Source organism: Bacillus sp. F9_6S_D1_P_5 (genome assembly GCF_054823925.1).
The window spans coordinates 84,902-98,011 of sequence record NZ_JBTREW010000020.1 but is presented as its reverse complement, the minus strand read 5'-3'; the positions used below and the strand labels follow the sequence as shown (position 1 = coordinate 98,011).

Sequence of the window (13,110 nt, the reverse complement as noted above, 5' to 3'; positions counted from 1 at the left end):
AGCAATTGAAGAATATATTTACTTTTATAACTATAAACGTTTCCAAAAACGACTCAACCATCGAGCTCCGATAGAATATCGAATCTCGATGGCTGTTTAGTCTTTTTAATACTGTCTACTTGACAGGGATAAGACCAGAAGAGACTTTGGCACAGTCTTTTTTTTATATTTAAAATAACTAATAATTGTAAATTTTCTTATTGCATTTACGCTATGTTCGTTATATTATTTACTTGTGTTCTTGTTAAAGAACTAAGGCGAATATTGCATACTTCAAATAATATAAAACAACGGAGAGGGAGAGAAACGATGAAATTAATTTGGAAGGTGATTAGCAACGTTATCTCATTTGTTTTATTTGCATTGATGATTTGCTTAGCTTTTGTAGTTATTTCTTCAAAAGCGAGTGGCGGAGATCCAACAGTGATGGGATATCAATTTAAATCAGTGTTATCAGGATCGATGGAACCGACATTTTTAACAGGATCAATCATTGCGATAGAGCCGACGAAAGATGGTTCTAAATATCAAAAAGGTGATGTTATTACCTTTAAAGAGAAAGATGAAAAAATTATCACTCACCGTATTATCGGTGTGAAAGATACAAATGGAAAAGTAATGTATGAAACAAAAGGGGATAACAACAACGGTGCTGATTTAGAACCAGTACTTGCGGAGAATGTAATTGGAAAATATGCGGATATTACAGTTCCTTATGCAGGGTATGCATTAAATTATGCGAATTCAAAAGCTGGAGCTGCTTTACTTCTTATTATTCCAGGAGTCTTTTTACTAGGATATTCCGCTATTACTATTTTTAGTGCGATTCGTAGCATTGACGGGGAAAAGAAAGAGAAAAAAGTAGAACAATCCGTCTAGTTCATTTGGTTATACTTTCCGTTTAGGAAGTTGGCAAATATATAAATCAAGGGGATATGGACATGACTTTAAAGAAAAAATTAGGGATGGGTATCGCGTCAGCTGTATTGGGAGCGGCATTAGTTGGCGGAGGAACATTTGCATTCTTTAGTGATAAAGAAGTATCAAACAATACATTCGCGGCTGGTACGCTTGATTTAGCATTAAATCCATCAACAGTTGTTAATGTATCGAATTTAAAACCTGGTGATACAGTTGAAAAAGAATTTAAATTAGAAAATAAAGGTACATTAGATATTAAAAAAGTTTTATTAAAAACAGACTATAGTGTAGAAGATACGAAGAAAGATAATAAAGATGATTTTGGTAAACATATTAAAGTAACATTTTTAAAAAATGTAGATAAGCATGAGACAATTGTGAAACAAACTACATTAGATAAATTGAAGGGTGATACACTTACAGCAGTAGATAATGATTTAGCTGCTTGGTTCTGGGATGAAAAAGGTATTTCTGCAGGTAAATCTGATAAATTCAAAGTGAAATTTGAGTTCGTTGATAATAAAAAAAATCAAAATGAATTCCAGGGTGATAAGCTACAATTAACTTGGACGTTTGACGCACAACAAGGCGACGCTGAAGCAAAATAATAATGACAGGAAAAAGAGACTATCAAAAATGATAGTCTCCTTTTCTGTTAAAAGAAAGATAATTTCTTATATCATTTTATAATTCACTTTATTATAATAAAGGTATAGTTCTTGATAAAGAACAAGTTGTTCGATAGGAGAGATTAAAATGCTGAAGCCACCTCGTAAATTCAAAAAGATGCTTATATTGCCATGTTTATGTTCTATTACTTTTTATTTAGGCTCTCAAATGATGACTTACACAGAAGCAGCTTTCATTCATGAAACGAAAGTAGCGGCTACAATTTCTACAGCAAGTATTTTTCCAAAAACAGTTGATCAATTAAAAGAACAAGCTAAGAAACATAAGGAAGTTATTTTGCATGAGTATGAAGGAATGAAATTAAAAGTAACTGTTACTTCCACTCAAGAGTTAGAACAGACGCTTGTTACGTGGAAGCAAGGGCGGGAGAAAATAGTTGCTGAGAGAGAATTGTTACAAAAAGTATACGTATCAATAGAAGGTCCTTTTAACCAAGTACAAGAACAGTTAAAAGGAAATAAAAATGAATCGAATAAGCAAGTATTCTCGTATGTGAATGCTGGTTATCATATAGTGAAAGAAAACTGTGAGTATGTTGACAAAGAAATTAATTTACAAGTGATTGATAAACAAATTCAAGATTTTGAGAAGTTACTAGTAGATGAAACAGCAAAACTAGAAGAGAGTAAGAAACAAGAGGAAGCGAAAAAACTAGAAGAGAGCAAGAAACAAGAGGAAGCGAAAAAGCTAGAAGAGAAGAAGCAAGAGGAAGCGAGAAAGCTAGAAGAGAAGAAGCAAGAAGAGACGAAAAAACTAGAAGAGAAGAAGCAAGAAGAAGCGAAAAAGCTGGAAGAGAAGAAGAAACAAGAAGAACAGAAGAAACAAGAAGAACAGAAAACTAAAGATAGCAAGTAAAATACAGCAACATTTCAGAGCGAATAGAGGTTCTAAAGCCGAATAGGTGAGAGCATTGCGACTCACCTATTCAGCGTGTCTTTTTTATTTTAATAAAACATGTCAATACATAGCAGATATGAGAAAACTAGTTGGTAGCATGACCGTGAAGAATAATAGTTAGTATAGATAGGGAAAATTAATTGACGCTTTTCTTTATTTCTCAACATTTTTTCGAAAATTCAAAATGACATTGAGAAATAAAAATAACTGAAAATACTAATAAAAAAATGTTGTATTTATATAGTGTTGTTCGTTATAATGAACTTAAGGTTTTTAAAAGAGAACGAACGTTAGCGAAGCTAATATAGTTTTCTTTATGTCCCTTATTGAAAAATTATAGGGGTGAAAATATAAAAAACAGCTAGGGGGAATTGATTGTGAGTCTGAAAAAGAAATTAGGTATGGGAGTTGCATCAGCAGCACTGGGGTTATCTTTAATTGGTGGAGGAACATTTGCATACTTTAGCGATAAAGAAGTATCAAATAATACATTTGCAGCTGGGACATTAGATCTTACATTAGACCCTAAAACGCTTGTAGATATTAAAGATTTAAAACCAGGGGATTCTGTAAAGAAAGAGTTCTTATTAAAGAATAGTGGTACGATAGCAATTAAAGATGTTCAATTAGCAACAAAGTATACTGTGACAGATGCACAAGGTGACAATGCTGGTGTAGACTTTGGTGAACATATTAAGGTGAAATTCATTTGGAATTGGGATAAACAAAGTGAGCCTGTATATGAAACAACATTAGCTAAGTTACAAAATGAAAAGCCAGATGTTTTAGCTAAAGCAATCTTTGCTCCTGAGTGGGGAGAAAACGGTGGCTTAGATGCTGGTACAGAGGACTATTTATGGGTACAATTTGAATTCACAGATAATCAAGAAGATCAAAATAAATTCCAAGGTGATGCATTAAACTTAGAATGGACATTCAACGCTCATCAAGCAGATGGCGAAGAAAGATAATAAATCCAAAAGCGGGGATTCCCCGCTTTTTTATAAAGAAAAAAGAAGTGCTGGTTGTAAGCACTTCTTTCTATTTATTATTTTTGATCTTGCTTCCATTTTGTAAATTCAAGAAATTCACGAAATTGTTCTTTGGAGACACCAGAGTTCATTGCATCTTTGACGAGCTGTGTCCATTCGGAGTCTAGGTTAGCTTCCTTTGTTGTTTCATCATGAAGTAAAGTATCAACTGGAATTTGTAGAACTGCTGCGATCTTTTCAAGAAACTGAATGGAAGGGTTCTTTTGTAAATTTCGTTCTATAGAACTAATGTAAGATTTAGCAACGCCAGCTTTTTCGGCAAGTTCAGTTAATGAAATTCCTTTTTGTAAACGAAGGCGTTTTATACGTTCTCCAATCATATTTGCGCACCTTTCTATCAATATGTAGTTGTCTTATGATGTCATTATTATAACATAAACTTCGTTAAAAAGAACAAACCTATTGAGCCTGACTTGATGGCTTCATACGTTGGAAAAATTGCTCGATGTCTTGCATGGCGATACCAGCATCTAGAGCTTCAAGTATTAAATCAATCCATTCTTGATCCAGTGCGTCTGTCTTATCTTTGTACAAGTATAATTCCTCCCTAATTATCGGTCATAACTGCTGCTACAAAATACATGATAATGAAATCGAATTTTGTGTTTTATACATCGAATTATCAGATATTGTGTAGATGAAACAAAGATAAAATCCCCATTAAACTCCCTCTATGGCGATTATAAAGTTTCTGACAAATATTTTCAATATTTTCAGAAAACATTGTTGAATTGTGATATATTCGTATGCTAACTATGGAATTTTTACAAATATATTAAAAACATTACATAATATGACTAAATATTGAAAAAATATTGAATTTTTAATAAAATTCAATTTGTAATACATATTATTTATTAGGGGAGGAAATAAGGGATGAACAAGAAACCGTTCAAAGTTTTGTCATCAATCGCTTTGACTGCTGTATTAGGCCTTTCATTCGGAGTTGGTACTCAATCTGCATACGCTGAAACGCCTGAGAATAAAACAGCTACGAGCCCGGTTGATGATCATTTAATTCCAGAAGAACGTTTAGCAGATGCGCTAAAAAAACGTGGGGTAATTGATTCGAAGGCTTCAGAGAAAGAAACAAAGAAAGCTGTCGAAAAATATGTAGAGAACAAAAAGGGTGAAAATCCTGGGAAAGAAGTAACAAATGGGGACCCACTTACGAAAGATGCATCTGACTTTTTAAAGAAAGTGAAAGATGCGAAAGCAGATACGAAAGAAAAGTTAGATAAACCTGCAACAGGAACACCTGCAGCGACAGGGCCAGTTAAAGGTGGTCTAAATGGTAAAGTACCAACATCTCCAGCAAAGCAAAAAGCGTATAATGGTGATGTGCGTAAAGATAAAGTACTCGTTTTACTTGTAGAGTACGCTGACTTTAAACATAATAATATTGATAAAGAGCCTGGTTATATGTATTCGGAAGACTTTAATAAAGAACATTATGAAAAAATGTTATTCGGTGATGAGCCATTCACATTAGATGATGGAAGTAAAATCGAAACGTTTAAACAATATTATGAAGAGCAATCTGGTGGTAGTTACACTGTAGATGGAACAGTTACAAAATGGTTAACAGTTCCTGGTAAAGCTGCTGATTACGGTGCAGATGCTGCAGGCGGTGGTCATGATAATAAAGGACCAAAAGGACCACGTGATTTAGTAAAAGATGCATTAAAAGCAGCTGTAGATAGCGGCCTTGATCTATCAGAGTTTGATCAATTTGACCAATATGATGTAAATGGTGATGGAAATAAAAATCAACCGGATGGTTTAATTGACCACTTAATGATTATTCATGCGGGTGTTGGACAAGAAGCTGGCGGTGGTAAATTAGGTGACGATGCAATTTGGTCACATCGCTGGACAGTTGGACCAAAACCATTCGCAATTGAAGGCACGCAAGCGAAAGTTCCATATTGGGGCGGAAAGATGGCAGCATTCGACTACACAATTGAACCGGAAGATGGCGCAGTTGGTGTATTCGCACATGAATATGGCCATGATTTAGGTCTTCCAGATGAGTATGATACGCAATATAGCGGCGCTGGTGAGCCAATTCAAGCTTGGTCTGTTATGAGTGGCGGTAGCTGGGCTGGAAAAATCGCTGGAACAACGCCAACAAGTTTCTCACCACAAAATAAAGAGTTTTTCCAAAAAACAATCGGTGGTAATTGGGCAAATATCGTAGAAGTAGATTACGAGAAATTAAATAAAGGTATCGGTCTAGCAACATATTTAGACCAAAGTGTTACGAAATCTAACCGTCCAGGTATGATTCGTGTTAACTTACCAGATAAAGATATAAAAACAATTGATCCGGCATTCGGAAAACAGTATTACTACAGCACAAAAGGTGATGATCTTCATACGAAGATGGAAACACCACTTTTCGATTTAACGAATGCAACGACTGCGAAATTTGATTTCAAATCATTATATGAAATTGAAGCAGAGTATGACTTCCTTGAAGTACACGCTGTAACAGAAGATGGTCAACAAACGTTAATTGAAAGACTTGGTGAGAAAGCTAATAGTGGAAATGCAGATTCGACAAATGGAAAATGGATTGACAAATCATATGATTTAAGCCAATTCAAAGGTAAGAAAGTGAAATTAACATTTGATTACATTACTGATGGTGGTTTAGCGTTAAATGGTTTCCTACTTGATAACGCTTCATTAACAGTAGATGGTAAAGTAGTATTTTCTGATGATGCAGAAGGTACACCGCAGTTCAAATTAGATGGATTCGCTGTATCTAACGGAACTGAGAAGAAAAAACATAACTACTATGTAGAGTGGAGAAACTATGCTGGTTCAGATAACGCGTTTAAATTTGCACGCGGTCCAGTATATAACACTGGTATGGTTGTATGGTATGCGGATTCAGCTTACACAGATAACTGGGTAGGTGTACATCCAGGACACGGTTTCCTTGGGGTAGTTGATTCTCACCCAGAAGCAATTGTAGGAACTTTAAATGGTAAACCAACAGTTGAAAGTAGTACACGATTCCAAATCGCTGATGCGGCGTTTTCATTTGATAAAACACCAGCTTGGAAAGTCGTATCTCCAACGCGCGGAACGTATACGTATGATGGCTTAGCGGGTGTACCGAAGTTTGATGATTCGAAAACGTATATTAATCAACAAATTCCAGATGCAGGACGTATTTTACCGAAGCTTGGTTTGAAGTTTGAAGTAGTAGGACAAGCTGACGATAATTCTGCAGGTGCTGTTCGTTTATATCGTTAATACTGTAAAACTACCGAGAGATTTTCTTTCGGTAGTTTTTTTGTGAGCAATGAATTTTATATACAACAAGAAATTATATATAATGTAACTTTACGGATGAAAATTAGTTACATATAAAGTCTATATAAATAATGAAAGAATTGGATAAAAATAGTGGGAGAAGGTGAATGGATGAGTGTTTCTTCTATTGTAAATAAACAAAAAGCATACTTTTATAATGGCCATACGAGAAGTATAGAAGTGAGAAAGAATAATTTGAAGAAGCTTTATGAAGGCATTCAGCGTTTTGAAGAGGAAATATTTCAGGCATTGAAATTAGATTTAAATAAGTCAGTTCATGAGTCGTTTACAACGGAAGTTGGATATGTATTAAAAGAAATTTCCTTTCAATTGAAGCACATTTCATCGTGGAGTAAACCGAAGCGAGTTCGAACAGCACTTACTCACTTTGGATCAAAGGGGAAAGTAGTGCCAGAACCGTACGGTGTGACACTTATTATTGCACCGTGGAACTATCCGTTTCAATTAGCAATTGCACCACTTGTAGGAGCGTTGGCAGCTGGAAATACAATCGTTTTAAAGCCGTCAGAGTTAACGCCAAACATTTCTAAAGTGCTAACGAGAATGTTAGGTGAACTATTCCAAGAAGAGCTTGTAGCGGTAGTAGAAGGCGGTGTAGAAGAGAGTAGAGCTTTGCTAAAGGAACCATTTGATTATATTTTCTTTACAGGTAGTGTGGGCGTTGGGAAAGTTGTCATGGAGGCAGCTGCGAAACAGTTGACGCCGCTTACGTTAGAACTTGGCGGAAAAAGCCCATGTATTGTACATAAAGATGCAAAAATAGACATAACAGCAAGACGGATTGTGTGGGGGAAGTTTTTAAATGCAGGCCAAACGTGTGTAGCGCCTGATTATATGTACGTGCATACGTCAGTGAAAGAACAGCTAATCGAGGCGTTACGAGACGAAATTGCGGAACAGTATGGGAAAGAACCGTTGCAAAATGACAATTACGTACGCATTGTAAGTGAACGTCATTTTGAACGATTATGTCGATTTTTACAAGATGGTCAAGTCGTAATTGGCGGGAATTATAAGAAAGATACATTACACATTGAGCCGACAGTAGTAACGAATATTACATGGAAAGATGCTGTTATGGAAGATGAAATTTTTGGTCCGATTTTACCAATTGTAGAATACGACAACATAGAAGATGTAATTGATACAATTCAGCAACATCCAAAGCCATTAGCGTTATATGTATTTTCTGAAGATAAAGAAGTACAAAAGAAGGTGACGAGTAATATTTCATATGGCGGAGGTTGTATTAATGATGTTGTCTATCATCTTGCAACGCCATATTTACCTTTTGGGGGCGTCGGAAGTAGTGGATTAGGGAGTTATCATGGGGAAGAAAGTTTTCGGACTTTTTCACATTATAAAAGCATTTTAGCCCAATCTACGGCATTCGATATGAAAATTCGTTATTCTTCTACAAAAAGTGCTTTAAAATTCATACGAAAGTTGTTAAAATGATGATGGTGTTTATCAGTAGGCGTAGCCGTATGATAATAGCCCCTTCGTAATGGAAGGGGTTTTTCTGTTCGACATTATGTATCATGCGAAAATGAATCAAACATACTACATAAAGAATAGAAGTGAACGCTTGCTAAATAACCATTTTTGTTTGGATCGAAACAAAAAATAGTCTATAGAACATAAATATTTATTCATGAATATAAAAATTTAAATTTAAGGTAGATAGGACGGGAAAATGAAAAAGATTATTAAAGTTGAAGCAGTAGAAAAACATTTTGGAAATCAAGTGATTATCCCACCGCTTTCTTTAGATATTAAAGAAGGGGAATTTTTAACAATTTTAGGGCCGAGTGGTTGCGGGAAAACGACATTACTTCGTATGATCGCAGGATTTGAAACTCCAACTAAAGGGAATCTTTTATTAGATGATGAAAAGATTAACGATTTGCCACCATATAAGCGTCATATGAACCTAGTGTTCCAACATTATGCGCTATTCCCACATATGAATGTGGAGAAAAATATTTGTTTCGGTATGAAAATGCAGAAAGTACCGGCAGCAGAGCAAAAAGAGCGTGCTGAAGAGGCAATGCGTTTAACGCAGTTACTTGAGTTCCGTAATCGTAAACCTGCAAAGCTTTCTGGTGGACAACAGCAGCGTGTAGCAATTGCGAGAGCAATTGTAAATAATCCGCGTGTACTATTACTAGATGAGCCACTTGGGGCGTTAGACTTTAAGTTAAGAAAAGATTTGCAACGTGAATTGAAAAACTTACAACGTAATTTAGGAATTACATTCATATACGTAACGCACGATCAAGAAGAGGCGATGAGCATGAGTGATCGTATCGTAGTTATGAATAAAGGACATATTGAACAAATCGGAACGCCAAAAGAAATTTATAATAAGCCGAAAACGTTGTTCGTTGCGACGTTTATCGGTGAAAATAATATTGTGAAAAACGGGGAAGGCTATGTAGCAATTCGCCCTGAAAACGTAAAAGTGCGTTCGGTTGAAGAACCGATTTTAAAAGAATACCATCTTGGACATATTGAAGACATTGAGTTTGTTGGAAATATGGAAAAGCTTTATGTACGTGATGAGAAAACATCAGAATTACTAATGGCATATCAAACTGCTGAAGAAGCAGCGCAGTGGAGCATTGGAGATAATGTATACGTAGGCTGGGAGCAAGAGGACGAGGTGACCTTAAATTGAAAAAAGGGAAATTACTCGCACTACCGACAGTCGCGTGGCTGTTAATCTTCTTCCTAATTCCCCTTCTGTTTGTATTGGCATTTGCTTTCATGCAGCGCGGAGCATATGGGACAGTGGAAATGCAATTTACATTAGAAAACATAGCGCGTGTATTTGATCCATTATATATGGGGACGTTATGGGAAACTGTTAAGATTGCAGTTATTACAACAGTAATATGTTTACTAATTGGTTATCCGTTTGCGTATACAATTACAATTGTTGATCGTAAATATCGTTCCATTCTTTTATTATTGGCAACGATCCCGTTTTGGATTAACTTCCTTGTTCGTTCATACGCATGGATTGTTATTTTACGTTCACAAGGTCTAGTAAACACATTGCTATTGAAACTAGGTATTATTAGTGAACCTTTAAATTTACTATATAATACACCTTCTGTAATACTCGGAATGGTATATTCTTTATTACCATTTATGATTTTACCAGTGTATGCAGCAATTGAGCAGCTTGATAAGCGTAAGCTAGAAGCAGCTTATGATTTAGGAGCAACACCAGTAAAGGCATTTTGGAATGTTACAGTACCGATGACGATGTCAGGAATTGCTACTGGTTCTATTTTAGTGTTTGTTTCTTCTATCGGAATGTTTGTTGTATCTGACGTTATGGGTGGATCGAAAGTAGCATTAATTGGAAACGTAATTCAAAATCAATTCTTAGGAGCGCGTGACTGGCCGTTTGGATCTGCGTTATCTATGATTGTTGTTCTATTCTCTGTTCTGTTAATTTACTTATATTATCGTGCAACGAAAGTATATAAATATGATGGGAACGGAGGGGAATAGGCAAAGATGAAGAAGTTTTTAGTTTCTTATTCTTGGTTAATTTTATTGTTCTTGTATTTTCCAATGATGGTTTTAATGGTATATTCCTTCAATGATTCGCGCATTAATGCAGAATGGGAAGGATTCACATTCCATTGGTATACAGATTTATTTCAAAAACAAGATGTTATTGATGCATTTGTAAATAGTATGACGATTGCGATTGTAACGACGATTGTAACGACTGTTCTTGGTGTGATTTTCGCGATTGCATTACATCGTTATAAATATCGTTATGAAGGGGCCATTAACGGTCTTGTGTATTTACCAATTTTAATTCCTGATATTTTAATGGGATTATCTTTACTTATTTTATTCAGTCAATTAGGTATGGAACTTGGTAAAACAACAATTATTATTGCGCACATTACATTTAGTATTTCATTTGTTGTCGTTATTTTAGCAGCACGTCTTTCTGGCATGGGACGTGATTTAGAAGAGGCTGCGAATGATTTAGGAGCTACGCCTTGGCAAACGTTTCGCTTTGTAACGTTCCCGGCAATTGCACCAGGAGTTATTTCAGCCGCATTATTAACATTCACATTATCAATTGATGATTTTGTAATTAGTTTCTTCGTATCAGGACCAGGATCAACAACATTGCCATTATACATTTACAGTATGGTTAAGCGCGGAGTATCACCAGAAATTAATGCACTTTCTACAATTTTAATTGTAGCTATCGTAGGATTAATGGTTCTATCTGAAATCTTCCGTAACAAAGGTGCAGATGGTGAAGAAAACTCTGGAGGACACCTTCCTTTATAATACGAACGATATAGAAAGTAAGAGGGGGTAATAAACCGATGAAATTAATGAAAAGATTAGCCGGCGCAGCAATTAGCTTTAGTCTTGTTGCTGGTGTACTTGCTGGTTGTGGTGAAAAGAAAGAAGAGTTAAACATTTATAGCTGGGCTGACAATTTTGATGAGCAAGTGCTAAGAGATTTTGAAAAGAAATATAACGTAAAAATTAACTATGATAAGTACGCAAGTAATGAAGAAATGCTTGCGAAATTACAAGCTGGTGGTGCGAAGTATGATTTAATTCAGCCATCAGATTACATGGTTAAAACAATGGCAAAAATGGATTTATTAGCGCCGTTAGACAAAAAGAATATCCCGAATATCGAAAATATGGTTTCTAATTTCAAAACACCTGCGTTTGATCCAGAGAATAAATATTCTTTAGTATACACTTGGGGTGTAACAGGGATTGCATACAATAAAAAGTATGTGAAAGAAGCTCCTACAAGCTGGGCTGACTTATGGAATGAGAAATATAAAGGGCATGTAACTTTATTAAATGATTCTCGTGAAGTATTAGGTATGGGTCTTAAGAAGCATGGTTTCTCAAACAGCACGAAAGAAGATGCGCAGTTAAAGACAGCAGCAGATGATTTAAAGAAGCTGCTTCCAAACTTATTAGCATTTGATACAGATAATATTAAACAAAAATTCATTACAGAAGATGCTTGGATCGGAACAGTTTGGTCTGGAGATGCAGCATTTATCGCTAAAGATAATAAAGATGTAGAGTACGTTGTACCAAAAGAAGGCGGCACAATTTGGGCTGACACGTTAGCAATTCCAAAAGGTGCGAAAAACAAAGAGCTTGCAGAGAAGTTTATGAACTACTTACTAGATGAGAAAGTAAGTGTGAAAAACTACGAGTCAATTGGATACAGTAATCCAAATGAAAAAGCTCATCCTCTTCATAGTAAAGAATATCGTGATAACCATATGATTTTCTTAACGAAAGAAGAATTAGATCGTACAGAATGGCTTGTTGATGTAGACGATAAGTTAAAAGATTATGATCGTTATTGGACAGAGCTAAAAACAAAAGGTAAATAAGTAAGAAAATGCGGTTTCTAAAGTAGAAATCGCATTTTTTCATAGTAGGAGGAAATCGTTTGAAAAAGAAGTTACATCAATATGAGGTAGTATGTATCGTTTTATTACTTGCTGTATTTGGCATTGTTGCTTGGCGCGTACATGCGGGTGGTGTCACAGCGATGGATACATACATCCGAGGATTAGTAAAAGGATTACAAGCAGAACGTTCGCTTACATTTTTCTCACACTATACAAAATTAGGGTCTGCTATTGGGATTGTAACTACGCTCGTTATAAGTTTACTTGTTTTTTGGAGAAAACGTTATTATGGTGCGATGATCGTATATCCAGTTGGTATTTTAGTAACACATCTTGTAAATAAAGGGATAAAAGAAATTGCGAGAAGGGAGCGTCCGTCGTTAAATGAAGCGTTGGATGCACTTGGGTATAGTTTCCCTAGTGGGCATGCAATGTTATCTATTATGACATTCGGGTTTCTTGCTTATATTATTGCTGCTAATTTGGAGAGTGTAACAGGGAAATATGTTATAACGATTTTGATGGGAATAGTCATTGTATCGATTGGATTAAGTAGAGTTATTTTAAATGTACACTATCCAACTGATATTTTAGCTGGTTATTGCGTAGGTGGTATTTTGCTAATTATAGCGATTTATTGCCATCGTTTACTCACCGAGAGATTGGGACTTAATAAAGAGAGATAAAAAACGTCTGGAAAAACTATCATTATAGTGTTTCCAGACGTTTTTTGTTTGTACGAAGATGTGATACAGTATAAA

The 13,110-nt window shown here is 35.5% G+C and carries 14 protein-coding genes; 12 read left to right on the top strand and 2 right to left on the bottom strand.

Translation table 11 applies throughout. From position 1 onward, the window contains the following. Positions 1-4 precede the first annotated feature (4 nt). From ACUXEY_RS21865 to calY, 5 genes are all read left to right on the top strand, one after another. Positions 5-100, top strand: coding sequence for an IS3 family transposase (locus ACUXEY_RS21865; protein WP_461301580.1), 96 nt, complete (start codon positions 5-7; stop codon positions 98-100). Positions 101-309: 209 nt separating this feature from the next. After that, on the top strand, positions 310-879 hold the full coding sequence (gene sipW, locus ACUXEY_RS21860; protein ID WP_166704896.1) for a signal peptidase I SipW: 570 nt from the start codon (positions 310-312) through the stop codon (positions 877-879). 62 nt (positions 880-941) lie between these two features. Continuing rightward, entirely contained in the window at positions 942-1,529 is a 588-nt protein-coding gene (locus ACUXEY_RS21855) for a CalY family protein (protein ID WP_166704895.1), read from the top strand. A 148-nt stretch (positions 1,530-1,677) separates the two neighbouring features. Beyond that, positions 1,678-2,466, top strand: a complete 789-nt coding sequence (locus ACUXEY_RS21850) for a DUF4047 domain-containing protein (protein WP_461301579.1) — start codon at positions 1,678-1,680, stop codon at positions 2,464-2,466. Between the two features lie 419 nt (positions 2,467-2,885). Beyond that, positions 2,886-3,479 carry a biofilm matrix protein CalY gene (gene calY / locus ACUXEY_RS21845; protein WP_166704893.1) on the top strand — a complete coding sequence of 198 codons (594 nt, stop codon included), beginning with the start codon at positions 2,886-2,888 and terminating at the stop codon, positions 3,477-3,479. A gap of 77 nt (positions 3,480-3,556) precedes the next feature. On the opposite strand, the gene ACUXEY_RS21840 is transcribed toward calY, so the two are convergent. Together ACUXEY_RS21840 and ACUXEY_RS21835 are read right to left on the bottom strand one after the other, a co-directional pair. Further along, positions 3,557-3,880, bottom strand: a complete 324-nt coding sequence (locus ACUXEY_RS21840) for a helix-turn-helix domain-containing protein (RefSeq protein WP_000578877.1) — start codon at positions 3,878-3,880, stop codon at positions 3,557-3,559. A 79-nt stretch (positions 3,881-3,959) separates the two neighbouring features. After that, positions 3,960-4,094, bottom strand: coding sequence for an anti-repressor SinI family protein (locus tag ACUXEY_RS21835; protein WP_000276219.1), 135 nt, complete (start codon positions 4,092-4,094; stop codon positions 3,960-3,962). A gap of 342 nt (positions 4,095-4,436) precedes the next feature. On the opposite strand from ACUXEY_RS21835, the gene inhA1 reads away from it, so the two are divergent. From inhA1 to ACUXEY_RS21800, 7 genes are all read left to right on the top strand, one after another. Then, positions 4,437-6,827 carry a M6 family metalloprotease immune inhibitor InhA1 gene (gene inhA1 / locus ACUXEY_RS21830; protein WP_429598779.1) on the top strand — a complete coding sequence of 797 codons (2,391 nt, stop codon included), beginning with the start codon at positions 4,437-4,439 and terminating at the stop codon, positions 6,825-6,827. Between the two features lie 171 nt (positions 6,828-6,998). Continuing rightward, entirely contained in the window at positions 6,999-8,366 is a 1,368-nt protein-coding gene (locus ACUXEY_RS21825) for an aldehyde dehydrogenase (protein ID WP_429598782.1), read from the top strand. Positions 8,367-8,604: 238 nt separating this feature from the next. Next, a complete protein-coding gene (gene potA, locus ACUXEY_RS21820) occupies positions 8,605-9,588 on the top strand; it encodes a spermidine/putrescine ABC transporter ATP-binding protein PotA (protein ID WP_000720319.1) in 984 nt (327 codons plus the stop codon). Beyond that, complete coding sequence (gene potB / locus ACUXEY_RS21815; RefSeq protein WP_000715494.1) at positions 9,585-10,433, top strand: spermidine/putrescine ABC transporter permease PotB; 849 nt, start codon at positions 9,585-9,587, stop codon at positions 10,431-10,433. Before potA ends, potB begins: the two co-directional genes overlap by 4 nt. 6 nt (positions 10,434-10,439) lie before the next feature. Then, positions 10,440-11,240 carry a spermidine/putrescine ABC transporter permease PotC gene (potC, locus tag ACUXEY_RS21810; protein ID WP_000714198.1) on the top strand — a complete coding sequence of 267 codons (801 nt, stop codon included), beginning with the start codon at positions 10,440-10,442 and terminating at the stop codon, positions 11,238-11,240. Positions 11,241-11,278: 38 nt separating this feature from the next. Beyond that, positions 11,279-12,328 carry a spermidine/putrescine ABC transporter substrate-binding protein PotD gene (gene potD / locus ACUXEY_RS21805; protein ID WP_144613668.1) on the top strand — a complete coding sequence of 350 codons (1,050 nt, stop codon included), beginning with the start codon at positions 11,279-11,281 and terminating at the stop codon, positions 12,326-12,328. 59 nt (positions 12,329-12,387) lie between these two features. Next, complete coding sequence (locus ACUXEY_RS21800) at positions 12,388-13,035, top strand: phosphatase PAP2 family protein (protein WP_429598789.1); 648 nt, start codon at positions 12,388-12,390, stop codon at positions 13,033-13,035. Positions 13,036-13,110: the final 75 nt, after the last annotated feature.

Bases quoted from the DNA above. Each gene is read 5' to 3' on its own strand.
- sipW (WP_166704896.1), top strand. From the start codon at position 310: ATGAAATTAATTTGGAAGGTGATTAGCAACGTTATCTCATTTGTTTTA.
- ACUXEY_RS21855 (WP_166704895.1), top strand. From the start codon at position 942: ATGACTTTAAAGAAAAAATTAGGGATGGGTATCGCGTCAGCTGTATTG.
- ACUXEY_RS21850 (WP_461301579.1), top strand. From the start codon at position 1,678: ATGCTGAAGCCACCTCGTAAATTCAAAAAGATGCTTATATTGCCATGT.
- ACUXEY_RS21840 (WP_000578877.1), bottom strand. From the start codon at position 3,880: ATGATTGGAGAACGTATAAAACGCCTTCGTTTACAAAAAGGAATTTCA.
- inhA1 (WP_429598779.1), top strand. From the start codon at position 4,437: ATGAACAAGAAACCGTTCAAAGTTTTGTCATCAATCGCTTTGACTGCT.
- ACUXEY_RS21825 (WP_429598782.1), top strand. From the start codon at position 6,999: ATGAGTGTTTCTTCTATTGTAAATAAACAAAAAGCATACTTTTATAAT.
- potA (WP_000720319.1), top strand. From the start codon at position 8,605: ATGAAAAAGATTATTAAAGTTGAAGCAGTAGAAAAACATTTTGGAAAT.
- potC (WP_000714198.1), top strand. From the start codon at position 10,440: ATGAAGAAGTTTTTAGTTTCTTATTCTTGGTTAATTTTATTGTTCTTG.
- potD (WP_144613668.1), top strand. From the start codon at position 11,279: ATGAAATTAATGAAAAGATTAGCCGGCGCAGCAATTAGCTTTAGTCTT.